The sequence below is a fragment of the Streptomyces lunaelactis genome, assembly GCF_003054555.1.
Taxonomy (GTDB): domain Bacteria; phylum Actinomycetota; class Actinomycetes; order Streptomycetales; family Streptomycetaceae; genus Streptomyces; species Streptomyces lunaelactis.
On the sequence record NZ_CP026304.1, the window covers coordinates 3,914,619 to 3,939,438 of the forward strand.

The following is a 24,820-nucleotide window of genomic DNA, read 5'->3' on the forward strand; positions in this document are numbered from 1 at the left end:
CATAAGGGAGAGATCACCATCTCCGCGCGTAGACCCTTGGGCCGACCGGCCCCCGAACGGCTGGTCGGGGGGCCGCCCTACACTGTGCGCATGGCGAAGTGGACCCCCAAGCACGAGGCACCCGAGCCCCTGGAGGGGCCCGTTGTCGCCACCATCACCGGCGGCACGATCCTCTGGTTCGTCCTCTTCCTCGTCCAGATCCCCTTCTACAGCTGGTTCGACGACCGCGACCTGATGTGGTGGGTATGGACGTGCCTGGCCGGTGGCGGGCTCGGACTGATCGGCATCTGGTACGTGCGGGGACGGGACAGGGCGCTCAAGCGCGCGGCGACGGCGGCGGAGCAGGAGGCGGCGGAGACGCGAGAGGCGGCGGAGGCGCAAGAGGCCGTCGCGCCTTCGAGCGACGACAGCGAGTGACCCGGGCGGGAGCCGCTGGAGGAGCCCGGACGTAAGCCCGTACCGCGCTCGTAGTGCCCAGGTACCATCCCCCTCCTCCCGGGGTCTGATCTTCGGTGCACTCGCCGGGTGAACCGGCCGGTCCGGCCGTACCGTCGAAACCATGACTCAGCGGGCGAGGATCGACACGGACGGCCCCGAGCCGGACGGCCCCGGCATCGACGCGGGCGCCGAGCTCGACCCCGTACATCCGATGAAGCCACCACGGTCCGCTGTCGCCGTCCGGACGGGCGGTCTGACGACGGCCGAGGTCGCCGAACGGGTCGCCCGCGGCGAGGTCAACGACGTTCCCGTACGCAGCTCCCGCGCCACGACCGAGATCATCCGCGCGAACGTCTTCACCCGCTTCAACGCGATCATCGGCGTGCTGTGGGCGATCATGCTCCTCGTCGCGCCGATCCAGGACAGCCTGTTCGGCTTTGTGATCATCGCCAACACCGGCATCGGCATCATCCAGGAGCTGCGCGCCAAGAGGACCCTCGACGGCCTCGCGGTCATCGGCGAGGCCAGACCGACGGTACGGCGGGACGGCGTGGCCGCGGAGATCTCCACCTCCGAGATCGTGCTGGGCGATCTCGTCGAACTCGGCCCGGGCGACAAGGTCGTCGTGGACGGCGAGGTCGCGGAGGCCGACAGCCTGGAGATCGACGAGTCACTGCTCACGGGCGAGGCCGACCCGGTCGTCAAGCACCCCGGGGACCCGGTGATGTCCGGGTCGTTCGTGGTCGCCGGCGGCGGGGCGTTCACGGCGACGAAGGTGGGGCGCGAGGCATACGCGGCGCAGCTCGCCGAAGAGGCCTCCCGCTTCACGCTCGTCCACTCCGAACTGCGCAGCGGTATCAGCACGATCCTCAAGTACGTGACCTGGATGATGATCCCGACCGCGACCGGGCTCATCATCAGCCAGCTCGTCGTCAAGGACAACAACTTCAACGACTCCGTCGCCAGGACCGTCGGCGGCATCGTCCCGATGATCCCCGAGGGGCTTGTGCTGCTGACGTCGGTCGCCTTCGCGATCGGCGTCATCCGGCTCGGCCGCAAGCAGTGCCTGGTGCAGGAGTTGCCCGCGATCGAGGGCCTCGCGCGCGTGGACGTGGTCTGCCTGGACAAGACGGGCACGCTGACCGAGGGCGGGATGGACGTCACGGAGCTGCGGGCGCTGGACGGCGCGGACGAGACGTACGTACGGAAGGTGCTCGGCGCGCTCGGGGAGTCCGACCGGCGGCCGAACGCGTCGCTGCAGGCGATCATCGACGCGTATCCGGACAGCGAGGAGTGGCGCTGCACGGAGTCGCTGCCGTTCTCGTCGGCACGCAAGTACAGCGGGGCGGCCTTCAGCGAGGGCGACGGCAACCGCTCCGCGTGGCTGCTGGGCGCGCCCGATGTGCTGCTCCGGGCGGGGGACGCGACGCTGGGCGAGATCGAGCAGCTCAATGAACAGGGGCTGCGGGTGCTGCTGCTGGCGCGGGCGGCGGGGGACCTGGACGCGACGGACGTGGCCGCGGGAGCGCGGCCGACGGCACTGGTCGTACTGGAGCAGCGGCTGCGGCCCGACGCCTCGGACACGCTCGCGTACTTCGCCGACCAGAACGTCGCCGCGAAGGTCATCTCCGGCGACAACGCGGTCTCGGTGAGCGCGGTGGCGGGCAAGCTCGGCCTGCCGGGCGCACAGAACACGGTGGACGCGCGCCAACTCCCCACGGAGCAGGAGGAGATGGCGCAGGCGCTGGACTCCAACTCGGTCTTCGGCCGGGTGACGCCGCAGCAGAAGCGGGACATGGTGGGGGCGCTGCAGTCCCGGGGTCATACGGTCGCGATGACCGGGGACGGTGTGAACGATGTCCTGGCCCTGAAGGACGCGGACATCGGCGTCTCGATGGGTTCGGGCTCGGAGGCGACGCGGGCGGTGGCGCAGATCGTGCTGCTGAACAACAGCTTCGCGACGCTGCCGTCGGTGGTGGCGGAGGGCCGGCGGGTCATCGGCAACATCACGCGGGTGGCGACGCTGTTCCTGACGAAGACGGTGTACTCGGTGCTGCTGGCGGTGCTGGTGGTGTGCAGTCAGGTGGAGTACCCGTTCCTGCCGCGCCACTTGACGCTGCTGTCGACGCTGACCATCGGCGTCCCGGCGTTCTTCCTGGCGCTGGCGCCGAACAAGGAGCGGGCGAGGCCGCACTTCGTCCGGCGGGTGATGCGGTACGCGATCCCGGCGGGCGTGATCGCGGCGGCGGCGACGTTCGCCACGTACCTGCTGGCGCGCTCGCACTACAGCGGCCCGGGCGCGCTGGACGCGGAAACGAGCGCGGCGACGCTGACGCTGTTCCTGGTCTCGATGTGGGTCCTGGCGATCATCGCCCGCCCGTACACGTGGTGGCGGGTCTGCCTGGTGGCGACGATGGGCGGGGCGTTCCTGATCGTGCTGATCGTGCCGTGGCTCCAGGACTTCTTCGCCCTGAAGCTGGTGGGCACGACGATGCCCTGGGCAGCGGTGGCCATCGCGGCGGCGGGGGCGGCACTGCTGGAGGTGGCATGGCGGTGGGTGGACCGGAGGTTCGCGGCGTAGCCGGCCGCCTCGGGCTCGGGCTGCGGGGACGTCACCGACGTCTTTGCGCACGTGAGACCGTGCTGCTCGCTGTCTTCGGATTCAGGTGTCGTCAGCCGGTCTCACGGTTCACGTCGGCGCCCCGGCCTGGGGACGCCGCCCGCCACTCCGAATCGTTGCGGCATCGCGCTGCAGCTGGGTGAGGACAGTACGGACAGCTCTTCGTGCGGTGCGCTCCGGGCGATGGAGCGCGTCGATATGACGTCGAGCGTGGACGCCGCTGAGCGGCCTGAGGACCACCGCGGGGTGGGGGCGCGCGGTCCAGCGTGGCATCAGTGCGAGTCCCCCGCCGGCGGCGACCACCTCGGCGACCACCGTGAATTCGTTGATGCGGTGACGGATGTCGAGCCTGCGGTTCGCGGCAGCGGCGATGGCCTCGATGGTGGCCATCAGCGGGAAGCCGTCATGGACGGTGATCCAGGGCTGGTCGGCGACGTCGTGAGGGGTGAGGCGCCGCTTGCCGGCCAGTGGGTGATCTTCCGGCATGGCGACGTCGAGCGGTTCGTGCAGCAACGCGGTGACGGCCACGGTGTGGGGCCATGGCGGAGCGTGGTCGAGGCGGTGAGCCAGGACCAGGTCGTAGTCCCGGGTCAGCCGCGGGAAGTCTTCCTGTGCGACGTCCTCGTCGGCGAGAGTGAGCTTCGGGCGCCCCGGCCCGGCGAGGCCGCGTAGCAGGAGCGGCAGGAACGCCGCGGCCGCACTGTGGAATGCCGCCACCGACACACTGCCCTCCGGTTCGTCGACGAACGCGTCAACGGTGCGTCGCGCTCGGGCCAGGGCGGCCTCCACCTCGATCGCCGCGCCGGCCAGGGCCTGCCCTGCAGGAGTGAGTACCAGGCGCCGTCCATCGCGTTCGGTCAACGGGACGGGCATGGAACGCTGCAACAGCCGCAGCTGCTGCGAGATCGCCGAAGGCGTCACCAAAAGCGCCTGGGCGACCGCGGTGACACTTCCCAGCTCGCCGAGTTCACGCAGGACCCGCAACTGTCGCTCATCCATGTCTTCAGTGTAGGGATTCTAAAGATTCACTTGAGAAACTCGTTCTTGGCTTCAGTGTCTGCGGGGCGCAGCGTAGGGGCCATGCCCGATTCCCGCCGTACGGACCTGGTACTGCTGCTCGTCGCCATCGTCTGGGGTTCCAGCTATCTGTCTGCGAAGACAGCCACCGTGGCCTTGCCGGTCCTGGCGATTCTGTTCGCGCGGTACCTGATCTCCGCCCTCGCCTGTGTCGCCTTCGTCGCCGCCCGTCGGGAGCCCCGCCGCTACACCCGTGACGAGATCAGGTTCGGGTCGCTGCTGGGGGTCACGCAGGCGGCCGTCCTGGTGTTGGAGACATACGGTGTTGCGCACACCAGTGCGGCCAACGCCGGCCTGATCATCAGCCTGACCATTGTGCTCACCCCGCTGCTGGACCGTACGGGCCGCCGAGGCGGGCTGCCGCCACGGTTCTTCGCCGCCGCGGGTGTGTGCGTACTGGCTGTCGGACTGCTCATGTCCGGCAGCGGCCTCCACACTCCGGGAGCCGGCGAGCTGTTGATGCTCGCCGCAGCTGCGGTGCGGGCGGTGCACGTCGTGCTCGTCGGGCGGCTCACCGCAGGCCGGGACCTACGTCCGCTCCACCTGACAACCGTGCAGACCGTCGTCGGTTCGGCGCTGTTCCTGGTGCCGGCCGTCGCCCATCTCCCGGTCCTCATACACACCGATGCCATGACGTGGGCCCAGCTCGTCTACCTCGCCCTGTTCTGCAGCGTGTTCGCCTTCCTCGCCCAGACCTGGGCAGTACAACGCACCTCTGCCAGTCGGGCCAGCCTTCTCCTCGGCACCGAACCCGTCTGGGCCGTCGTGATCGGCATCGGCCTCGGCGGCGAACGGCTCACCGTCCTCGCCGCCCTTGGCGCAGTGCTGATGGTCGCCGGGACCTACTGGGGCCAGGCCATCGAACGCGCCCACCGCGCCGCCACCACGAAAGCAAAGACCGTATGCCGAACCACGACACCTACCAGCGCCTGATCCCCCTGGTCGAGAGGGTGCATCATTCACCCGTTCTGGTGAACACTCTCGTTACTAACATCTGTGTTAGTAACTCTGTCGTTAGTGGGCAGGCGCAGTGAGCTCGCAACGCTGGATCCACGTACGCGAGGCTCATCGTGGCGAGCGAGGTCAGGGTCAGCAGGGCTCGCCCTGTACTGATCTTGGGCATGGGACTCCTCCGCAGGGATGCGGCAGGCCGGCCGGCAGGCTGCCTACCGGGCAGGTGCCACGGTCAGGCCGCAGCGGTCGTGACGGTCGGAGCGCGGCCGGTCGCGTAGTGGTAGGAGGCGGCGATGACCTTCTTGGCCACCTCAAGTTCGGCCTGGTCGCGGGGGGCGTAGAACATGACGACGTTGACGCCGCGGTCGTAGTACGGGTGCTTCTCGCCCCAGCCGGAGGCCAGGAACGCGGCGTGGTCGGCCGGGTCCAGCGCCAGGTGGAGGCTGCCGTCGGCGTGCAGGTGCGCGAACTCCGCGTTCCCCCGGGGCAGGAACAGGCGAGCGCCTTCGGCCGGGGCGACGTCGCTCAGGAACACCGCCCAGGTGCTGGGGACGGATATCTCGCTGCGGCCCGGGACGATGCCGGGCAGCGCGGTGGCCATCCACTGCCGGAGCTCTTCCTTGAGCTGCGGCGGGCTGGTCTGGGTGAACTGCAGGTGCGGGACCTCGGGCCCGGTCCGGGGCCGGTCGCCCTCACGCGCGGGGAGTGTCGGGAACGTCATCGTGGGCCTCCTTCGTGTGTCGGGGCCGCTCACCTTCGAGCCAGGGGAACGGTCCGGTCCACCAGCGGTCCGGCGGATGCCGGTGCGCTGTTCTCAACACACCACCAGGCTACTTTCCTGGGTATAGTGGTTTCCTTGAGGAAAGTGCCCTGGCGCCTGTGCCGTGGAGGCCGGGGAGCAGGCCGGGGGAGTAAATGGAGGATGCCGTGACCGAGCCGGCAGAGCAGGCATGCCCGATCAACCCGGTGATCGACCTGGTGTTCAGCCGCTGGACCACTCCGATCCTGTGGGTGCTCGAACACCACGGGCGGCTGCGCTTCAACGAGCTGCAACGACTGGTGCCGACCATCACCCCCAAGGTCCTCACCCAGCGCCTGCGCCGGCTGGAACGGGACGGCCTGGTCATCCGCACCTACCACGCCGAGATCCCCCCGCGGGTCGAATACGAGACCAGTGACCTGGGCCGCACCCTGACATCGGTCTTCCGTTCCCTCACAGGCTGGTCCGACGCACACCTGTCGCAGGTCATCGCCGCCCGTCGCGCCTACGACGCCACGAGGGAGGAGGAAGCAGCCTGGGCCGAAGGCTGAAGCCGCCGGCGCACTCGGCGCGAGCCGTGTCCATCCGCAATGGCTTGCCGTATCGGAAACTCGTCTCTTTCCGTATCGGAAACTAGCGGCTACTCTTTCCGATATGGAAACTAACGGGGTACGACTGACGCCAGAGCAGGCCCGCTCCGCCCTGGCCGACACCGAGCACGTCCGGGCCTCCGCCGCAGCACTGTCGGCCACGCCGTGGCCGAACTGGTTCTTCATCACGCTCACGCTCTACGCTGCCGCGCTCCCGATCGCCTACGGAGGTGTCATGGCCGACTCGGACTGGCTGCTGCCGCGCCTGGCATGGACGGGCATCATGCTGGCGATCACCGCGGCGTACGGGACGCTCTTCGCCGTCGCGGCCAAGGCCTGGCGCAACAAGACCGGGGTGGCGCTGCGGTTCGACGTGCTGCCGAAGCGGGCAACCGTGCCGCTCATGGCCGGCCTGCCCGTGCTGCTGGTGGGGGCAGCGGTCGCGTTCCGCGTCACGGGATGGCCGGTGTGGCTGATCGTGGCCTCTCTGATCAGTGCCGCTGTGTCCGTCGGCTTCCACCTCGCCTTCGTCCGCCTGCACCGGAAGACCGCGTGAGCGCCGACACCCACGACCTGCCGGAGGGTTTCGACGCCACCATCCACGCCCCGAACCGGCTGCGTATCTGCGCCCTGCTGGACACCGCGGGCGAAGCGGAGTTCGGCCTGGTCCAAAAGCAACTCGACGTCTCCGCCTCCGTGCTGAGCAAGCACGTCACCGTGCTGATGGACGCCGGCTATGTCGAGCAGCGCAAGGCCGTCCGCGACACCCGGCAGCGCGTGTGGCTCCGCCTGACCCGGCGAGGCCGGGATGCCTACCAGGGGCACCTTGCGGCGCTGCGGGCGATCGTGGGGCCGCCGGATCCGGCTCTCTGATCATGCGCCCGCGACGTGCACCGGGCGCGCACGACCAACCCGATCACGGTCGGGCACCCTACTCCGCGGACCGGCCCGGCCAACGGTCGGCAGAGGCTCCGAGCGGCAGCCCCACCGCCACCTCCGCCCATACGGTTTTGCCGATGGGGACGCGGGGCGTCGCACCCCAGCGAGCGGCCAGCACGTCCACAAGGAGCAGACCGCGGCCCAATTCGTCGTCGGGGGAAGGCGCCGAGGGCCCGGTTGGAGGCTGGTCGGGAGAAGCGTCCGCGACCTCGATACGGATCAGGCGCGCCGACGCCTCGAAGGTCAGACGGAGGTGGAAGTCACGCCCCCGGACCCGGCCGTGGCGCACGGCGTTGGCGGCGAGCTCCGCCACCAGCAGGGCGACGGTGCAGGAGACGTCCGATGCGGGCGGATACCCCCATTCGGCCAGGCGCCGCACGGCGAGCCGCCGAGCGAACCGCGCCCCTCGGGGCGAGGCGGTGAACTGCGCGGCGAACTTGGGCCCTTCGGCCACGGAGTCGTGCGCTTCCTCTCCCAGCACCCTTACGGCCGATTCCGTCTCGCGCTCCGGGCCGTCGCCCGACATGGCCATGGTCTTCAGCACGTGCCGTCCATCCCAGTCCGTCGATCCTTCGCACAACCCGCAGCGTGTACGGATCGTGACGTTCCGTACTCAAGGATCGTCCGGCGCGCCTACGCTCGGAAGGTGACGAAGCCTTACATCGCAAGCGGTAAGGAACAGAAGTGAGCCCATGGCCAAAGGAATTCAGCCCGAGGAGTCAATGGCCGCGCTCTTCGGCTCACGTGTCCGCAGACTCCGTACGGCCGCCGGGCTGACCCAGGCGGAACTGGGCGCCCGGACGCACGTGGTGAGTACCCGGATCACGCAGATCGAGCGCTCGTCGGGCGCGAAACCGACGCTGGAGCTGGCTCGGGCGCTCGACGCGGCCCTCGGGGCGGACAACCTGCTGGTCGACCTCTGGCCCTACGTCTACCGGGAGGCATTCCCGGACTGGTCGCGGGCGTTCATGGCGCACTCGGCGCGAGCCGTGTCCATCGGGCAGTACGCGGCGCATGTCGTGCCGGGTCTTCTGCAGACCGAGGCGTACGCACGCGATCTCCTCAGCGTCGGCCGCTCGCTGACGGGCGAGGAGCAGTTGGAGGAACGCGTGACCGCGCGGCTCGCCCGGCAGAAACGGCTGCACGCTGCCGACCGCCCGGAGCTCTGGGTGGTGCTCGACGAGTCGGTGATCCACCGTCCGGTCGGCGGACCGGACGTGATGCGCACGCAGTTGGCGCGGCTGCTGGAGGCGGCGGAGGAGCGTCACATCACCGTGCAGGTACTGCCCTTCGACCAGGGCGCGCATGACGCGCTCGGCGGCTCCCTGACCGTGCTGTCCCTGCCCGACGACACAAGGGTGGCCTACACGGAGGGCGCACATTACGGCCAGCTTGTCGAGGATCCGCCCGAGGTCAATGACCTCGCCCTGACCTACGATCGGCTGCGGGCGGCTGCGCTGCCCCCGCTCATGTCGCTCGACATGATCCGGTCCGTGATGGAGGGCAACTACCGTGCAGCGAATGTCCCGTCCCGATCTGAACGGCGCCGTGTGGCGCAGCAGCAGCTACAGCAATCAGGAGGGGGGCGACTGCGTGGAGGTGGCGGACGGATTCCCCGGCGTCGTGCCCGTCCGTGACAGCAAGGCCCCGAACCGTTCCGCGCTGCTCCTCTCGGCAGCCTGCTGGGCCTCGTTCATAGACCAGTTGAAGGCCGCCGACCGAGCCTGAGTCGACCAGGATTCGGTGCGGGCGTGGGCCTCCCGGAGCCTCCGGAACCTGGTGTGCGGGGGTCCGGCGGGCCACGAACTCCCCCAAAGAACCTGGGGTAAAGAACCACCTGCCCTCCCTCCTCTCCCGCTCGTCACCCGGAAGGGTGACTGGCTTGCGGGGGCGGGAAGTTGGCGGTTACGTTCGCCGCAACAACCACAGACATATGACGGCCCCCGGCCGGGACTGCAATCCCGATCGAGGGCCTCACCGATCAGGAAGAGATCCACTTCCCGATGGCTGAACCGCAGTCTAACGCGCCCCTGCGCGCCCCCGCCGGAGCACCGACCTCCGGCGTGATCCACGTCCGCACCCGGCTCACCGCCGACTTCACCGTGATCGCCAACGCCCTTGCGCAGCGCCGCGGAAGCGCGGTCACGGTCGGCGTCGCGGCGTACATCCTGTCGCTGCCGGACGGTGCTCCCGTGCGCATCGACGCGCTGTGCGAGCACTTCACCGAGGGCGAGATCCTCATCTCCCGGGCGCTCAGGGAGTTGGAGGCGGACGGCTATCTGGAGCGACGGCGCGAGCGCGGCCTGGGCGGCGTGCTCCGTACCCGGACGTTCTTCTACGACGTGCCGGTTGGCGATCAGCCCGAGCCTCCGCTACCGCCATCGCCACCGCGTCCTCGCCGGTCCGAGCCGTCTCCGCGGGAGCCCGAACGCGAGCCACAGCCCGAGGAGGGTCGTGCGCCGGACACCACAGCAGACGCGGAGTCCTCGCCGCCTCCCGCCACCACGGAACCGGATCCCCGTGCCTTCGTGATCCTGGCCTCGCTGCGCATCGTCGACCGCCGGCTGCTCCTCTCCCGCCGAGAGGTCGACCAACTCGCCCCGGCCGTCACGCAGTGGCTCGCGCAAGGCGTCAGCCCCGAGGAGATCACCAGCCACCTCACCGCCCGCCTCCCGAACCCGCTGCGGGCGCGCCCGGACCGCATCCTGGCCTATCGGCTCCGCGAACTGCCCCCGCCCCTCCCCGCTCAGGCCACGGCCCCCGCCGTACTGCCCTGGCAGACCTGCGACGGCGGCTGCGAACGCGCCTTCCGCGCCGCCGAACCTGGCCGCTGCCGAGACTGCCCACCCGAGGCCGACGCTGCCGCGCCTCTCGCGGATGCCTGGCCCGCGGCATGCTGAGCACGGCCCAGCAGCTCCGCAGCATCGAGATGGTCGAACGCCTCGACGCACACCGCAGCGCGATGTACCGGGCCGTCGACAAGGGCGGTCCCGCCGCGTATGCCGTACGGCGGGACCGCATCGAACGGACTTGGCCCTGAGGATCGAGGTCTCTGCCTGCCCGGCGGCCGGTGGGCCGGTGGGCCGGTGTGCCGCACGACGGCCCCGAGCAGAGACCTACCTCGAGAGACGGTGGCCTCGTAGCCGGTGCCGCGGGCGCCGTTCTGTCATGCGAATGGCTCCGGTCAGCAGCTCGGTCCAGGCACATGCGGGGTTACATGGATCACGAGGGCACGCCGATTGCCGATACGGGAGCCGGTCATGTACGAGATGTGTGCGGGGCCGGATGCCGCTGGGTCGGTTCTTGCGTGGCACGTCAAGGCCAGGGAAGGCCCCACCACGCTGTGCGCGCAGCCCCTGCGGGGCTTGGCCGAACAAGCGGCAGCCGAGCGGCATGGTCGGCGGTTCATGGTGTCCTTCCACGGCTCGGCCCAAGGCCTCCAAGGTCTCGGGCCGCGGCTGGTCGGGTAGGGCGGCCGGCGATGGCGTTCGCGGTGACGGTGGCCTTGTACGCGTCTTTGGTGCTGATCCTGTTCTGCGTGCTGATTCTGCTCGTCTGCCGCATGGTGCGGAACCGGCTGGATCGTCTCCAGTCCCAGCGTGTCAAGGAGTTGCGTCCGCTGGTGCTGGCCTCGGCGGTCGGTGAGGACGACGAGGCGCTGGAGCAGTTGGTTCAGCTGGATCGGCGGTCCTGGCGGATGGTGGAGCCGTCTGTGCTGTCCCTGCTGTCCCAGATGCAAGGGGAGGCACATGAGGCGCTGACGGCGGTTCTCGTGCGGCGGGGGCTCGTCGACCGCGCGCTGGAGGACCTGGGCCGGCGCGGCCGGGTTCGGCGGGCTCGGGCGGCCGGGGTGCTGGCCCTGACCGGGCCGACGTTGCGTGAGGATCCGGTGGTCGGCCCGCGAGCGCGCCAGGCGCTGGAGATCCTGCTGGATGATGCCGACCCGACCGTGCGTGCGGCGGCGGTCCGAGCGCTGGGCCGCTTCGGCGACGAAGCCGGCGCCAGGGCGCTGCTGGGGCATCTGAGCGGGCGCCGCCAGGTGGCGTCCGGGCTGGTGAGCCATGCGCTGCTGCGGATCGCCTTCCCGGCAGTGCCCGGACTGCTGGAGGCGGCGCGCAGTGATGACCTACAGATCCGCGCGCTGGCACTGGAACTGCTCAGCCTGATCGGAGACCGGGCGGCAGTGCCGCAGCTCCTGGAAGCGCTGAGGGACGACCAGGGTGTGGTGCGAGCAAGCGCCGCGCAGGCTTTGGGCCAGATGGGTGAGCACTCGGCGGTCGGTCCGCTGTTGACCATGCTGAGCACGGACACCTCACCACGGGTGGCCGCCGCAGCAGCCGAGGCCCTGGGAGCCATCGGTGACCGGCGTGCCATCGTCTCGCTGGCCAGTGCGGTCGGCCGCCCGCACTTCCGCAGCGCGCATGCCGCAGCCCAGTCACTGCTGCGCCTGGGCCCGCAGGGAGAAGAGACACTGCGTCAGCTCGTACGCGATGAGCCGACGGCAGAAGCGCATGCGTCTGAGGCACTCGCCCAGCTCAGCCTCCGCCGTTCAGCCGGCAGGACCACCTCATGAGGACGGTCGTGCTGGCTGTCGTGGAGTGGAGCCAGTACCTGGTCATCGGCTATTTCCTCGTCCTGAACTCCACCTACCTGCTACTGATCGGGCTCGCCGCGAAGGCCATTCCCTACTACGCACGCCGTCGGGACGTCGCCGGGACGGAGGACTCGGCGGTCAGCCCGTTCACCCGGCCGGTTTCAATTGTGGCTGCCGCCTACAACGAGGAAGCCACCATTGTCGACAGCGTCCGGGCAATGCTGGACCTGCGCTACCCGGTCCATGAAGTGGTGGTGGTCGATGACGGCTCCAAGGACGGCACCTTCGACCGGCTCCGCGAGGCGTTCGGCCTGGTGCAAGCCACTCGGGTCCAGCCGAGAGAGATCCCCGTACGCAACGCGCCCACCTCTGTCCATGTCAGCACCCGCGGTGAATCGCTGGTCGTGGTCCGCAAGGAGAACTCCGGGCGAGCCGACTCCCTGAACGTCGGCATCGACCTGGCGCGCTACCCGCTGATCTGCATGGTCGACGCCGATTCCCTGCTGGACTCCGACGCGCTGCTTGTCATCTGCCAGCCCTTCGCCGACGACCCGTTGCGTGTGGTCGCCGCAGGCGGCGTCATCCGGCCCGTCAACGACTCCATCGTCCGCCACGGGCGCGTCCTCGAACCCCGCATCCCCAAGAAGTGGCTGCCCCGGATCCAGGTCGTCGAGTACCTGCGTGCCTTCCTCATGGGACGCACCGGCTGGGCCCGCATGGGCGGGCTGCTCATCATCTCCGGAGCCTTCGGACTGTACCGGCGCGACATCCTCGTCGAAACAGGAGGCCTGAACCCCGACTCGATCGGCGAAGACTTCGAACTCGTCGTGCGTATTCACCGCCTCATGCGCGACACTCGCCGGCCCTACCGCGTGGTGTTCATTCCCGAACCGGTGTGCTGGACCGAAGTACCCGACACTCGCAAGGTTCTTGCCCGCCAGCGCCGCCGCTGGCACCGCGGCCTCTACGAAACCCTGCGGCAACACCGCGGCATGATGCGGCCCCGCTACGGCATCATCGGCACCGTCGCGATCCCCTACTTCATCCTGTTCGAACTCATCGCACCCCTCGTGGAAACCATCGGACTGCTCATCGTCATCGCCGGCTTCGCCTTCGGTGTCATCTCCCCCGAATTCGCCATCCTCTTCATGCTCGCCGCCTTCGGCTACGCCATCGCCATCTCCCTCCTCGCCCTGCTCCTGGACGAGCTCGGCCTGCACCGCTACAAAAACCTCTCCGACCTCGCGAGCGTCACCGCAGCCGCCGTCGCCGAGAACCTCGGCTACCGCCAACTGACCGCCCTATGGCGCCTCCAAGGCTGGTGGGCCGCCCTGCGCGGCGGGGTACCGGTATGGGGTGAGATGACCCGCAGCGGATTCGCCGCCACTACACAAGCGGCCATCTCACCACTGACCTCCGGCACCCACGCCGCCGTTCCCGAACCCCAAACCAGCGACAGCACCGCGACCTGAGCGCATGACCAGGACGAGCGCTCCGGCTACGGCATGACCGACTTGAGCGCACCTGGCCATGACGGCAGGCTGCCGCTTGGGTCAGATCCGGGTGGCGTTCCGGTCGAGTACGGCCCGCAACCGCTCGACGTCGGCCGGTTCCGCGGCGCCTCGCTTGGGGAGGACGACCAAGCCGACGCCGTACTTGTCGGGCGTCATCAGGACGAACAGCGCGTCCGTCTCCGTGTACCGGGTGAGCATGGGCCACCGGTACGTCGTCTCGCTGTCACGCGAGGTGACCCGCACCCCGCCGTCGTCCACGACGGCCTGGAACTCCCCCTGCGGGGCGACCATCTGGTGCACCTGCCGCGCCTGAAGCGTGGGAACCAGCACGTACATACCGCCGATCAGGGCCAGCGCCGCGAGGCAGACCACCGTCGACCTGGGACTGGGCTCCCCCGGCGCCGCGAAGTTCAGCGCAAGCGCGCCCAGCAGAACGACCGCGCCGGCCAGGAGCACCCCGTTCTGCAGCCGCCCAGCCGGGGTGGCCCGCATCCGCGCGCGGATCGCCCCCGCCGCGTCCGCGGTCGTCGGCAGGTAGGCCAACTCCACTGCGCTCGTTGCCTGCACGCCCACTCCCCGGGTTGTCCGTCGTCGAGCCGCGATCGTAGCGGCGCCCTCCGACAGCCGGACTCCCGGGGGCTACGGCGTCGCGTCGAACCAGCGGTCCCGGGCCAGTTCCTCCGTGCGGGACGGGTCCTCCAGCAGTGCCGCCACCTCGAAGCGGCGCGGCCACTGGCCCGCCGCCCAGGCCAGGCCCGCCGCCACGCCCTCCAGGGTCGAGGCGTGGAGCACGCCGTCCGGGGTGCGGCGCCAGTCCAGTTCGACGCCTCCCGCCACCAGCTCCTCGTGCTCGACGTACGTCGCGGGCGTGCCCGGGCCGAGCAGGACGCGGACCGAGTCCGGGACCTCGTGTTCCTCGCCCGACGTCGTCACCTCCGCCGGGACCGTCTCGCTCAGGCGGCGTACCTGGAACAGCTCCGCCAGCTCCGCCGCCCGGGACGGGGCCACCGGCAGCAGCGGGAGGCCGGAGGTCAGCGGGAGGAGGTCGGGGGCATCGGCCACGACCGCTTCGGACGCGTCGACCACCTGGACCTCACCGTCCACCACCGCCCGCAGCTCGTCCGGCAGTGTGACCTCCTGCGGGTCGAGGTACGCCAACGCCGTGTACAGGGCGTGGAGTTGGGTCCCGGACACGGAGCGGGCGGGATCGGAGAGGCGGCCGAGAAGCTCCGCCCCGCCGCCCGGCTCGTCGAGCAGCGCCGGGACCGAGGTGCGGACTCCGAGCGCACGCAGGACCTCGACGTCGTCGAAGCCCGTGGTGTCGACCGACTCGTACAGGCCCTCCAGCAGCGGGTCCGCGCCCGCCGCCCGCAGGCCCGCCGGGCGCCGGCCGTCCAGCACCGGATGGTCCCGCAGCCACCACGCCGTGTACGGGCGCACCGACTCCGTCGTCCCGTCCGGAAGCAGGATCCGTACGGGCTGGATCAGCGCATCCCGCAGCGGCGGCTGCGCCAGCAGGGCCAGCGCCTTCGGCCAGCAGTCGTCGTCCACCAGGTCCAGATCCCGTACCGCGACGATCTCCGTCGCGACCGGCGGCACCGGCGTCTGTGGCAGCCGGTCGAGCACGTCCTCGCACCACACGTCGACCGCGTCCAGCAGACCAGCGTCGTCGGGCTCGGCGAAGTCCCCCTCGCGGGGCTCCAGTTCATCGGGGTCGAGGACCACATCCGTGGCCCGTACGAGCGCGAAGTTCGCCAGCACACCGCACGCGGCCAGCGGCTGCTCGCCCCACCGTTCGGCCAGGTCGCCGTCGCAGAGCGCCAGTTCGTCCTCGCGCATCACGGACGCGAACGGGCTGCCCGGCAGCACCAGCTCACCGGCGGGCGCCAGTTCGCCCTCGTCGTCCGGCAGCGCCAGCGCGCCCAGCCACGGTTCGTCGCCGGGCTCGATGCCCGCGTCCCGTACCAGCGCCAGCACCGTCTCGGCGAGCTCGTCCGCGTCCAGCGTGTCCGCGTCCTCGTCCCAGACCTCGCCCGCGTCCAGCGAACCGGCCACCGCCATCCGCACCTGCGGCGTCGTCAGCACGGCGCGCGGCGTCGCCGGCAGCGCGCCCAGCTTCTCCAGCAGCGGATGAGCCGCGTCGGGGTGGACCACCTTCAGCCCGAGCCGGGCCAGCTGCGGCGGCGTCTCGGCCAGCGGCAGCAGCGTCTGGCGGGGCCCGATCGTCGTACGCCCGTCGGCGAGCGGCACCGGAAGTCCGGACAGCCGGTCCGGGTCGACCCCGGCGAGGCTGTCGTACAGCCGCTGCCACCAGCCGGGCTCGCGCTCAAGGCCGGCGAGCCGGTCGATCGCCTCGGTCAGCGGCACCCGCGCGACCCCGAGCGTCCGCAGCTCCACGCGGCGCTCGAGCCCCGCGGGCAGCAGGCTCGGCAGCACCTCGGCCAGTACGCGGACGGTCTCGGCGCCCGCGTCCTCCAGGACCTCCGCCTCGATCGGCCGCAGTCCCGCGGAGATCTCGCGGTCCGGCAGACCCGTGTCCTCGCCGGACACATCGCGCGGCGCCGCCGCCTCCAGGAACGCGACACGCGGCAGCCGCTCCAGGATCGCCGCCCGCAGCACCCCGTCCAGCTCGCCCTTGCCCAGCGGACCCGGCACGAGGTCGATGGTGCCGACGGTCACCGGCTGCCAGCTGCCGAGGAGTTCCGCGTACGCGTCCGCCGCCTTGCGCACCAGGAAGTCCGTGAGCGGCCCCGGCGCCGGGTGGCGGCGGGTCGTGTCCAGGGGCAGCGAGGCGATCAGCAGCGCGGGCACGCCGAGCGGTTCGTCGGTGGGCGTGGGCGCGTGCACCACGGGGGCCGTACGCGGCCGGGCCGGCGCCCCCCCGTCGTCCACGGGCACCGCCCAGGTGACCGTCCAGTACGGCCGCAGCCGCTCCTCGACGGGACGGTCCGCGAGCAGCGCCGGCTCGATGCCGCCGCCGTGGCTGACGACCCTCCAGCGCCGGTCGCCCTGCTCGCTGTCCTCGATGTGGACGTACGCACCGTGCGTGGAGCGCCTCAACACCCGTACGCCGGCCGGGGTTTCGACGACGATCTCGGTCAGTCCGGCCAGTGCGAGGAGCAGCGCGTCGTCGATCCCGGCGAGCAGCCGCTCCACCAGGTCGACCGCGGCCCCGTCCCGCAGGGGCAGCACGACCACGGTGTCGTACCCCTCGGGAGCCGTTCCCTCGGCGGGCAGCGGCAGCCGCAGCAGCGGTACGTGCCCGTCGCGGCGGCGCAGCTCGTCGCCGAGGCCGGGACTCGCCTGGGCCGCCTCCCCGGCCAGTCCCCTGGCCTCGGCGAGGGACCAGCGCACGCCTCCGTGCCGCCCGATGACGGCGGGCTCGTCGCTCACCGCGAGTACGGCGGCGAAGCCGACGCCGAAGCGGCCGACGGCGGCCTCGTGGCCCTCGCGTTTGGCCGAGGCGCGCAGGGTGCTCAGGGATTCGACGCCGGTCGCGTCCAGCGGCGCTCCGGTGTTCGCGGCGGCGAGTACGGGACCCGCGGCGAAGCCGCTGTTGGATGCGGCGTCGCCCGTGCCCGGCCGCAGGGTCAGCCGTAGCCGGCCGGGCACCCCGGCGCGGGCCGCGGCGTCCGCGGCGTTCTGCGCGAGCTCGACGACGAGGCGGTCGCGGTACCCGCCGAGGGCGAGATCCTCCTCGGCGTTGGCGTCCTCACGGAAGCGGGCGGGACTGGCCCCCCACGCGTCGAGCACGCCGCGCCGCAGCCGTGCCGTCCCGAACGGGTCGGCCCACTCGGTCGTCCTGACGCCCACGCTGTGACTCCGCTCTCTCCGGTCGACCCGCGTACTGCTGTGCGGCCGAAGGTACCGCGTACGGCTCGCTCAGCACGCCACGGGAACTCCGGAGCTGCGGGAGGAAGAGTCAGGAGTGGCCGAGATCCTCCGAGGCGCCGTCCGGCTCGGAGGAGACCGAACCGCTGTCGCGGGCGGGGCGCAGCGGGAACTCGTCCGTGCCCATCGAGTCGAATACATGCGGCGCCGGCGTCGGCGGCTTCGGCATCACGGCCGCCTCGGAGTGACCGCCGCAGCCGTACGTGAGGGACACCACGTGCCCGTCAGCCGGCGAGAACTCGTTCGCGCAGACGCCGAAGGCCTGCCGCAGGGAGCCCGCCATCGGAACCAGGAAACCGCAGGTCACACAGGCGGCAGGAGCTGCCTGGGCCATCGGCGTCTTGGCGCCGAAGGCCTCGTCCCAGCGGTCCGCGGCGATGTGCAGCCCGTACCGGGACAGCACGCGGGCCCGGCGCATGCCGAGCTCCTCCGCGAGCGCCGCGATGGCCCCGCGGCCGTTGTCGATGGTGGCATCCGTGCCGGGCCTGCGGTCGGTGAGCTCCGCGTCCTCGGCCTCCACGCGCTCGGCGAGATCGTGGGACGGCGCGGCGTCGGCGATCACGGAATTCGGCGGGGGAACATCCTCGCCGGTGAAGCCGGGCTCCAGCCGCAGATCCTCGGCCTCGGTGGGCAGCAGATCGCCGGGGCCCATGTCGCCGGGCCGCAGCCGCTCGCTCCAGGGCACCCACTCGGGCGCCAGCAGGGCGTCGGCTCCCGGCAACAGGACAGTCTCGTCGAGCGTGACGTTCTTGGCGCGGGAGGCCCGCGTCACGGTCACCGCCCAGCGCCAGCCCCGGTAGCCCGGTTCCTTGCACTCGAAGAAGTGCGTGACTACACGGTCACCCTCCGAGACAAGGGACACGTGCTCGCCGACCACTCCAGGGGCAGCGGCCTCTTCGGCCGCCTCCCGGGCAAGGTCTACCGCCTCGGCGCACAGGCGGTCAGGGGTTCGGCTTCGCGTCGTCGCAGCACTCACAGGTCTCGCTTCTCTCCTACGCCGTCTCACGGGTGCGCCGGCCGATTCCGAGGGACGAGGCGCAGGCGGAGCGGACCGGAGGGCCGCATCGACGTCCGCGCCCGGACCAACCTGTCTCGGGCACACCTACCGTCATCCATTCTGCGGGATGCCGAACAGGCGCGCGGCCGAGAACAACCGCCGGTGGCGCGCTACGCACGCTACCCCCTCTGCCGCTCCTCGCCCACCTGCCCGCCCCAACAAGGGGCGAACAACCCCGCATCACGGTTCGCCTCGGCAGGGGTTGGGGCACTATGACGGGGTGGCAGCCGCGAGGTCGTCCGAGGGAGCCGGGCCGCTCGGAAGAGCAGGCCGGGCGATCGGTCGCGCCCTGCATCTTCCCTTCACCGGGACGGCGCGCGGCATCCGCAAGGCGACGCACGCGCACGGCGCGGGCGAGTCGGGCCTGGGCAAGCTGATCGAGCTGCATGCAGTGAACGGCGCGGGCGATGTCATGATCACCGTCGCGCTGGCGTCCACGGTCTTCTTCTCCGTACCGACGGACGAGGCACGCGGCCGGGTCGCGCTCTATCTGGCCGTCACGATGCTGCCCTTCACCCTGCTGGCCCCGGTCATCGGCCCGCTGCTCGACCGCATCCCGCACGGCAGGCGCGCGGCGATGGCGGGCGCGATGTTCGCGCGTGCGCTGCTCGCGGTGACGATGTCGGGCGTGGTGGCGACGGGCGGTCTCGAGCTGTACCCGGCGGCGCTGGGCGTGCTCGTCGCGTCGAAGGCGTACGGGGTGGTGCGCAGCGCGGTCGTGCCGCGGCTGCTGCCACCGGGCTTCTCCCTGGTGAAGGCGAATTCCCGGGTGACCCTGGCGGGACTGGTGGCGACGGGCGTGGCGGCGCCGATCGGGGTGGGGCTGCAGCGGGTCGGGCCCGAGTGGCCGCTGTACGGGGCGTGCGCGCTGTTCCTGCTGGGGGCGTACTGGGCGTTCACGATGCCGGCCAAGGTCGACTCGGCGAAGGGCGAGCGCAAGGCGCACATGCTCACGCACGGCGAGACGAAGCCGAGCCTACGCACGGTCGGCCCCTCCGTACTGCACGGGCTCCAGGCGAATGCCTCCTTCCGCGCGCTCTCCGGCTTCCTGATCTTCTTCCTGGCGTTCCTGCTGCGCGAGCATCCGCTGGCCGGGCAGAGCCCGGCGGTGTCGCTCGGCATAGTGGGCGTCGCGGCGGGCGTGGGCAACGCGCTGGGCACGGCGGTCGGCTCCTGGCTCAGGGCCCGCGGCCCCGAACTGATCATCGCGACTGTGCTGGGTCTGGTGCTGGCCGCGACGATCACCGCGGCGGTGTTCTTCGGCGCGGGCATGGTGGCGGTACTGGGTGCGGTGGCGGGCTTCTCGCAGGCGCTGGCGAAGCTGTCCCTGGACGCGCTGATCCAGCGGGACGTGCCGGAGCAGGTGCGTACGTCGGCGTTCGCGCGCTCGGAGACGCTGCTCCAGATGGCGTGGGTGGCGGGCGGCGCGATCGGCATCGCACTGCCGCTGAACGGTGCGCTGGGTATGTCGGTGGCGGCGGGCATCGTCGGCCTCGGCGCGCTGGTGTCGGTCCGCGGCTTGCTGGGCGCGGCCCGCCACGGCAGCAAGCCGCGGCCGAAGGTGGCGTGAGATACGGCCTTCGGCCGTGTCCTCAATCGCCGGCGGCGCTGACGTTGTCGGCCCCGCCGGCGATTGAGGCGCGGTGGGCCGGGGCGGCGGAGCCCCCCGGGGCGCGACGCGCGGAGGACCCCCGCGTGGCGGAGCCACCCGCGCCCGATAGCCTTCGGGCCATGACCGTTGCGTTCTTCTCGGGCAAGCGCCGCCGGGCCGCTGCCGCTCTCGGTGCCGTCTCCGCCGGGCTCCTCGTACTCTCCGCCTGCGACAAGCCGACACCGCTCGCGACCGTGACGGTCGGGACGGACTCGGTCCACACCGAGGCGGCCTGCTACAACGACGGCAAGGCGATCAAGGAATCGCTGCTGCAGGGCTGCCTCACCGAGAAGCCCGCCAAGACCATCAAGGTCGCCTTCGACGACAAGGTCCGCATGGGCGTCGACCCGGAGATCGCGGACAACGGGTGGACGCTTCTCTTCGGCGGCCAGCCCGTCGAGCAGGAGCCGTACAAGAACTCCTACCGGACCATCCCCGGCAACGCCTTCTTCTCCTCACAGACCGGTGAGCCGACCAGCAAGACCGCCGTGAGCATCATGGAGACCAAGGGCAAGAAGGTCATCGGCATCTGGCACTTCCAGTTCGAGAAGGCCTCCTGAGCCGGAAGGCTGTGACGTGCGCGTACTGGTGGTGACCGCGGTGGCGGCGGAGGCGGAAGCCGTCGCCGCCGGACTCACCGGTCTCGTCAGCGACACACGCCCGCTGCCCGGCGGGTACACGCTCGCCCGCCACGCCCGCACCATCCCGCCGCCCGGCGCGACGCCCCGGCCCCCGTCCGCGCACACCCCCGTCGTGGACGTGCTCGCGGCCGGAGTCGGACCCGCGGCCGCCGCGGCCGGCACCGCCACCGCGCTCGCCCTGGACACGTACGACCTCGTCGTCTCCGCCGGGATCGGCGGCGGCTTCCGGCCCCACGCCCCCATCGGCTCCGTCGTCGTCGCCGACGCGATCGTCGCCGCCGACCTCGGCGCCGAGACCCCCGACGGCTATCTCCCCGTCGACGAGCTGGGCTTCGGGCGCTCCACCCACCGGCCGCCGGGCGAGCTCGCCGCCCGCATCGCCAAGACGCTCAACTCTCTGTACGCGCCGGTCCTCACCGTCTCGACGGTGACCGGCACCGCCGCCCGCGCCGCCGAGCTGAGCGCCCGTCACCCCCGCGCCGCCGCCGAGGCCATGGAGGGCTTCGGGGTCGCCGAGGCAGCCGCCGCCCACGCGCTCCCCGTCCTCGAGATCCGCGCGATCTCCAACGCCGTCGGCCCGCGCGACCGTGCCGCCTGGCGCATCGGCCTGGCTCTGGACTCGCTTCGGTACGCGTTCCAGCTGCTCACCCCAGTCCTCGAGGAGTCGCCGTGACCGTGCAGATCGCGTACTCGCCGTGCCCGAACGACACGTTCGTCTTCGACGCCTGGGCACACGGCAGGGTGCCCGGCGCGCCCGCGCTCGATGTGACCTTCGCGGACATCGACATCACCAACGGCATGGCGGAGCGCGGCGAGTTCGACGTGCTGAAGGTCTCGTACGCCGTACTGCCGTGGGTCATGGACGAGTACACCCTGCTCCCCTGCGGCGGCGCGCTCGGCCGCGGCTGCGGTCCGCTCGTGCTGACCAAGGAGCCCGGGACCGACCTCACCGGCAGGACCGTCGCCGTACCGAGCGAGCGCTCGACGGCGTATCTGCTGTTCCGGCTGTGGGCGGCCGACGTGGTTCCGGAAGGCGTCGGCGAGGTCGTCGTGATGCCGTTCCACGAGATCATGCCGGCGGTGCGCGACGGCAAGGTCGACGCCGGACTCGTCATCCACGAGGCCCGGTTCACGTATCAGCAGTACGGACTCCACTCGCTCGCGGACATGGGCGAGCACTGGGAGTCGACGACCGGCCTCCCCATCCCGCTGGGCGCGATCATCGCCAAGCGGTCGCTGGGCGCCGAGACGCTGAGGCTGCTGGCCGAATCCGCGCGTACGTCGGTTCGTATGGCGTGGGACGACCCGGAGGCCTCCCGCCCGTACGTACTGGAGCACGCGCAGGAGATGGACCCGGCCGTGGCCGACCAGCACATCGGGCTCTACGTCAATGAGTTCACCGCGGGCCTCGGTGACGACGGCTACGCGGCGGTACGGGGACTGCTGACACGCGCCGCGGCCGAGGGGCTCGTACCGCCCCTCGGCCGCGATGCGCTGCGATTCGTCTAGCTGGCTGCAGCGGGCTACACGTCGAGCTGGTCCGCCACCGCCCGCAGCAGGCCGGCGATCTTCGCGCCGTGCACCTTGTCGGGGTACCGGCCGCGCTCCAGCATCGGCGTGATGTTCTCCAGCAGGGTCGTCAGATCCTGCACGATGGACGCCAGCTCGTCCGGCTTGCGCCGCTGGGCCGCCGCCACGGACGGCGCCGGGTCGAGAACTGTCACCGAAAGCGCCTGGTCACCACGCTGTCCCGCCACTACGCCGAACTCGACGCGCTGGCCCGGCTTGAGCGCGTCGACCCCTGCGGGGAGCACCGACGAGTGAACGAAGACGTCGCCGCCGTCGTCACGGGAGAGAAAGCCGAAGCCCTTCTCACTGTTGAACCACTTGACCTTGCCGGTAGGCACGTCTGTCCTCGTCCTCGTACTCGTTGGGGCACCGGAACTTGGGCACCGCAAAACGGCTCTGGATAGCACTACAGCGGGTCGCCTGACCCGCCACCCCCAAGGCTAATGGTCCAGGGGCTGGTGACAAGACGTCGCCGGACGGTTCCTACGCGCAAGGAACTACCCTGGCTGGATGACTGCTACTCCTCCCGCACCCGGTGACGGGCTGGTGCGCGTCGGCGCGATCGTTTTCATCGTCGGCGCTGTGGCCACACTGGTCACCGTGGCCCCGCTGTTCCTGGGAACCGAGCCGTTCCCGCCGATCGCGTACGCGGTCTGCATGCTGATGGGCGTCGGGTTCCTGATCGCGGCGGCGGGTGTGCTGCGCTCGATCGCGGCGCAGCGGCGACAGGCCAGATCCGCGCTGTAGCGCCCCAGGGCCGCTTAGACCCAACTCCTGCTGTAGGTGCGCAGCCAGGCCGGAAAAGCGGTCAGGTCCGGCAGGATCACGTCCGCGCCCGCCGCGCGCAGCTCCGCCTCGTCGCACGGGCCCGTCGGCACCGCCACCGACAGCGCCTCGGCCGTGTGCGCTCCCCGTACGTCTGCGGTGTGGTCGCCGACGTACACGCTCGCGCCGTGCTCACGCAGCGCCTCCGCCTTGGCCTCGGCCCACAGCCGGCCGATGACGTCGTCCGCGTCGATGCCGAGGTGGGCCAGGTGGAGTTGGGCGTTCGGCTCGTGCTTGGCAGTGACGACGATCGCGCGGCCGCCGAGCTCCTGGACGGCGGTCACCGCCTCGCGGGCGCCCGGCAGGGCGAGGGTCGGGGTGATCGCGTATACGGAATAGATCTCGCGGTACCGGTCGCCCACCTCCTGGATCCTCTCGTCAGGGAACCAGTGCGCCAGCTCCTGTTCGAGGGGCGGCCCGAGCCGGGTGACGGCCAGGTCGGCATCGATCCACACCCCGGTCTCGGCGGAAAGCGCGAGGTAGGCGGCGTGAATGCCGGGCCGGGAGTCGATCAGCGTCATATCGAGGTCGAAGCCGACCGTCAGCGGGCGGGTTGCGGTAGTGGCCGGATGCGTAGCCATAGGGGCCATTGTGCCCATCCGGCCGCGCCCTCCCCGACGCGCCCAAGCGCGTCGTCGTTCTCGGTCCTCGCGGGCTATCGCCTCCGCGCCCGCCACACCAGGTAGAGCGCGGAGGCGACGGCCGCCCCCTTCACCACCCACGGCCAGGTGCCGGTGAGCGCGTCGCGCATCCCGTTCTCGGGGACCGGCTCGCCCCAGCGCTCGTTGACCCGACCCCACAGCCAGACAAGCCCGCCCACCGCGACGGCGCCCGGCAGGCCGACGACCGCCCACTTCGCCTCGGTACGGGACAGCCTGCGCGAGGCGTACGCGAGGAGCCAGCCGCTGCCCAGCGCGAGCCAGGAGCCGAGGACGGCACCGCCCACGAGGAGGGCGGCGGCCAGCATCAGGAAGGGGCTGGCGAAGGCGGGGGCGACCGCGGCTTCGCCTTCCCCGGTACGGCGGCGGAGCCGCGGACGCCACCGGCGCGGTTCGGGCTCAGCCTCCACCGCGTCGTCGTCCTCGTACTCCTCGTCCTCGTGCTCGTCCTGCTCCTCCGACTCCTCCTCGGAGGGCGGCGGTTTCAGTATTTCGGGGATCTCCACACCGCCGGTGAACCCGGCCACGGACTCCCCCGCACCGAACGGCCCCGGCTCGATCCGCCACCAGTCGGGCTCGCTGCCGGACGGGCCGAGCTCGTCCGTCCCGGCGAGATGGGGCGGCGACGCGCCGGTGGTCATCCGCGGAACTTCGGCCTGCTCCGGTGCCGCCGACCTGCGCGGCTTGGGGATCCGGCGGCGTACGCGCTGCTGCGGCAGGGCGGGCTTCGGTGCCGGCCGGGGCACGTGGGACGCGCTGGCGCCGCCGTCCTCGGACGCGGCCGCGACGACCTCGTCCGGCGTACCGAGCCGACCGAGGATGCGGCGTACGGAGGCGGGGCTGTCGCTGCCGAATCCCGCCCGCTGCCGGTCGATCTCGCTGCGCAGCGACGACACCAGCCGCATCCGGGTGCCGGACGGCAGCTGTTGCCGCTGCGCCAGGTCGCCGACCCGGCTCAGATAGTCGTAGACGAGCTGATCGCTCTCGATCCCCACCGGCGTTCCCCTGACGTTCCCAGCCGGGCCGCCCTCTCTCCCGGGC

26 protein-coding genes are annotated in these 24,820 nt (G+C 71.2%); 17 read left to right on the forward strand and 9 right to left on the reverse strand.

Translation table 11 applies throughout. From position 1 onward, the window contains the following. The first annotated feature begins 90 nt into the window (after positions 1-90). Positions 91-417: a DUF2530 domain-containing protein gene (locus tag SLUN_RS17705; RefSeq protein ID WP_108154806.1), complete on the forward strand. Its 327-nt coding sequence runs from the start codon at positions 91-93 to the stop codon at positions 415-417. A gap of 142 nt (positions 418-559) precedes the next feature. Beyond that, positions 560-3,019, forward strand: coding sequence for an HAD-IC family P-type ATPase (locus SLUN_RS17710; RefSeq protein WP_108149412.1), 2,460 nt, complete (start codon positions 560-562; stop codon positions 3,017-3,019). Positions 3,020-3,127: 108 nt separating this feature from the next. Here the strand turns inward: SLUN_RS17710 and SLUN_RS17715 are convergent, their stop codons facing one another. Then, positions 3,128-4,057, reverse strand: coding sequence for a LysR family transcriptional regulator (locus tag SLUN_RS17715; RefSeq protein ID WP_108149413.1), 930 nt, complete (start codon positions 4,055-4,057; stop codon positions 3,128-3,130). Between the two features lie 81 nt (positions 4,058-4,138). Here SLUN_RS17715 and SLUN_RS17720 point away from each other — a divergent pair, with 81 nt between their 5' ends. Continuing rightward, entirely contained in the window at positions 4,139-5,068 is a 930-nt protein-coding gene (locus SLUN_RS17720) for a DMT family transporter (RefSeq protein ID WP_108149414.1), read from the forward strand. A gap of 253 nt (positions 5,069-5,321) precedes the next feature. Here the strand turns inward: SLUN_RS17720 and SLUN_RS17725 are convergent, their stop codons facing one another. Beyond that, entirely contained in the window at positions 5,322-5,810 is a 489-nt protein-coding gene (locus SLUN_RS17725) for a luciferase domain-containing protein (protein ID WP_108149415.1), read from the reverse strand. Between the two features lie 206 nt (positions 5,811-6,016). On the opposite strand from SLUN_RS17725, the gene SLUN_RS17730 reads away from it, so the two are divergent. From SLUN_RS17730 to SLUN_RS17740, 3 genes are all read left to right on the forward strand, one after another. Further along, complete coding sequence (locus SLUN_RS17730) at positions 6,017-6,400, forward strand: winged helix-turn-helix transcriptional regulator (protein WP_442759037.1); 384 nt, start codon at positions 6,017-6,019, stop codon at positions 6,398-6,400. Between the two features lie 103 nt (positions 6,401-6,503). Beyond that, positions 6,504-6,995 (forward strand): hypothetical protein, encoded by a 492-nt coding sequence (locus SLUN_RS17735; RefSeq protein WP_108149417.1) that lies wholly within the window; start codon positions 6,504-6,506, stop codon positions 6,993-6,995. Beyond that, positions 6,992-7,312 carry a transcriptional regulator gene (locus tag SLUN_RS17740; RefSeq protein WP_108149418.1) on the forward strand — a complete coding sequence of 107 codons (321 nt, stop codon included), beginning with the start codon at positions 6,992-6,994 and terminating at the stop codon, positions 7,310-7,312. Before SLUN_RS17735 ends, SLUN_RS17740 begins: the two co-directional genes overlap by 4 nt. A 58-nt stretch (positions 7,313-7,370) precedes the next feature. On the opposite strand, the gene SLUN_RS17745 is transcribed toward SLUN_RS17740, so the two are convergent. Further along, positions 7,371-7,922 carry an ATP-binding protein gene (locus tag SLUN_RS17745; RefSeq protein WP_257153751.1) on the reverse strand — a complete coding sequence of 184 codons (552 nt, stop codon included), beginning with the start codon at positions 7,920-7,922 and terminating at the stop codon, positions 7,371-7,373. 178 nt (positions 7,923-8,100) lie between these two features. On the opposite strand from SLUN_RS17745, the gene SLUN_RS17750 reads away from it, so the two are divergent. From SLUN_RS17750 to SLUN_RS17775, 6 genes are all read left to right on the forward strand, one after another. Then, a complete protein-coding gene (locus SLUN_RS17750; protein WP_108149419.1) occupies positions 8,101-9,015 on the forward strand; it encodes a helix-turn-helix domain-containing protein in 915 nt (304 codons plus the stop codon). Next, on the forward strand, positions 8,978-9,106 hold the full coding sequence (locus SLUN_RS41250) for a DUF397 domain-containing protein (RefSeq protein WP_257153921.1): 129 nt from the start codon (positions 8,978-8,980) through the stop codon (positions 9,104-9,106). Before SLUN_RS17750 ends, SLUN_RS41250 begins: the two co-directional genes overlap by 38 nt. A 275-nt stretch (positions 9,107-9,381) precedes the next feature. After that, the gene (locus tag SLUN_RS17760; RefSeq protein ID WP_108149421.1) at positions 9,382-10,278 is read left to right on the forward strand and encodes a hypothetical protein; all 897 of its coding nucleotides are present in this window, start codon (positions 9,382-9,384) and stop codon (positions 10,276-10,278) included. Further along, positions 10,272-10,418 carry a hypothetical protein gene (locus SLUN_RS17765; RefSeq protein ID WP_254708662.1) on the forward strand — a complete coding sequence of 49 codons (147 nt, stop codon included), beginning with the start codon at positions 10,272-10,274 and terminating at the stop codon, positions 10,416-10,418. Before SLUN_RS17760 ends, SLUN_RS17765 begins: the two co-directional genes overlap by 7 nt. Before the next feature lie 441 nt (positions 10,419-10,859). Then, positions 10,860-11,951: a HEAT repeat domain-containing protein gene (locus tag SLUN_RS17770; protein WP_159100280.1), complete on the forward strand. Its 1,092-nt coding sequence runs from the start codon at positions 10,860-10,862 to the stop codon at positions 11,949-11,951. Continuing rightward, positions 11,948-13,444, forward strand: a complete 1,497-nt coding sequence (locus SLUN_RS17775; RefSeq protein WP_108149423.1) for a glycosyltransferase family 2 protein — start codon at positions 11,948-11,950, stop codon at positions 13,442-13,444. The genes SLUN_RS17770 and SLUN_RS17775 overlap by 4 nt, the downstream gene beginning before the upstream one ends. A gap of 81 nt (positions 13,445-13,525) precedes the next feature. Here SLUN_RS17775 and SLUN_RS17780 read toward each other — a convergent pair whose 3' ends face one another. The 3 genes from SLUN_RS17780 to SLUN_RS17790 form a co-directional block, all read right to left on the reverse strand. Continuing rightward, positions 13,526-14,053 (reverse strand): YcxB family protein, encoded by a 528-nt coding sequence (locus SLUN_RS17780; protein WP_159100281.1) that lies wholly within the window; start codon positions 14,051-14,053, stop codon positions 13,526-13,528. Between the two features lie 72 nt (positions 14,054-14,125). Next, entirely contained in the window at positions 14,126-17,299 is a 3,174-nt protein-coding gene (locus tag SLUN_RS17785; RefSeq protein ID WP_108149425.1) for a sacsin N-terminal ATP-binding-like domain-containing protein, read from the reverse strand. A 109-nt stretch (positions 17,300-17,408) separates the two neighbouring features. Next, positions 17,409-18,353: a DUF3027 domain-containing protein gene (locus SLUN_RS17790; RefSeq protein ID WP_108149426.1), complete on the reverse strand. Its 945-nt coding sequence runs from the start codon at positions 18,351-18,353 to the stop codon at positions 17,409-17,411. 301 nt (positions 18,354-18,654) lie between these two features. Between SLUN_RS17790 and SLUN_RS17800 the strand changes: the two genes are divergently transcribed. The 4 genes from SLUN_RS17800 to SLUN_RS17815 all read left to right on the forward strand — a co-directional run bounded on the left by SLUN_RS17800 (position 18,655) and on the right by SLUN_RS17815 (position 22,235). Further along, positions 18,655-20,004, forward strand: coding sequence for an MFS transporter (locus SLUN_RS17800; protein WP_108149427.1), 1,350 nt, complete (start codon positions 18,655-18,657; stop codon positions 20,002-20,004). A gap of 161 nt (positions 20,005-20,165) precedes the next feature. Further along, positions 20,166-20,645: a DUF2771 domain-containing protein gene (locus SLUN_RS17805; protein WP_108149428.1), complete on the forward strand. Its 480-nt coding sequence runs from the start codon at positions 20,166-20,168 to the stop codon at positions 20,643-20,645. A 16-nt stretch (positions 20,646-20,661) separates the two neighbouring features. After that, entirely contained in the window at positions 20,662-21,399 is a 738-nt protein-coding gene (locus SLUN_RS17810; RefSeq protein ID WP_108149429.1) for a futalosine hydrolase, read from the forward strand. Next, a complete protein-coding gene (locus tag SLUN_RS17815; protein WP_175257672.1) occupies positions 21,396-22,235 on the forward strand; it encodes a 1,4-dihydroxy-6-naphtoate synthase in 840 nt (279 codons plus the stop codon). Before SLUN_RS17810 ends, SLUN_RS17815 begins: the two co-directional genes overlap by 4 nt. A gap of 14 nt (positions 22,236-22,249) precedes the next feature. On the opposite strand, the gene SLUN_RS42070 is transcribed toward SLUN_RS17815, so the two are convergent. Further along, entirely contained in the window at positions 22,250-22,633 is a 384-nt protein-coding gene (locus SLUN_RS42070) for a cold-shock protein (protein WP_108149430.1), read from the reverse strand. Between the two features lie 172 nt (positions 22,634-22,805). Here SLUN_RS42070 and SLUN_RS17825 point away from each other — a divergent pair, with 172 nt between their 5' ends. Then, positions 22,806-23,042 carry a hypothetical protein gene (locus tag SLUN_RS17825; RefSeq protein WP_108149431.1) on the forward strand — a complete coding sequence of 79 codons (237 nt, stop codon included), beginning with the start codon at positions 22,806-22,808 and terminating at the stop codon, positions 23,040-23,042. Positions 23,043-23,056: 14 nt separating this feature from the next. Here SLUN_RS17825 and SLUN_RS17830 read toward each other — a convergent pair whose 3' ends face one another. Beyond that, positions 23,057-23,710, reverse strand: a complete 654-nt coding sequence (locus tag SLUN_RS17830; RefSeq protein ID WP_371413917.1) for an HAD family hydrolase — start codon at positions 23,708-23,710, stop codon at positions 23,057-23,059. Between the two features lie 65 nt (positions 23,711-23,775). Next, positions 23,776-24,774, reverse strand: coding sequence for a hypothetical protein (locus SLUN_RS17835; RefSeq protein ID WP_108149433.1), 999 nt, complete (start codon positions 24,772-24,774; stop codon positions 23,776-23,778). Positions 24,775-24,820 lie beyond the last annotated feature (46 nt).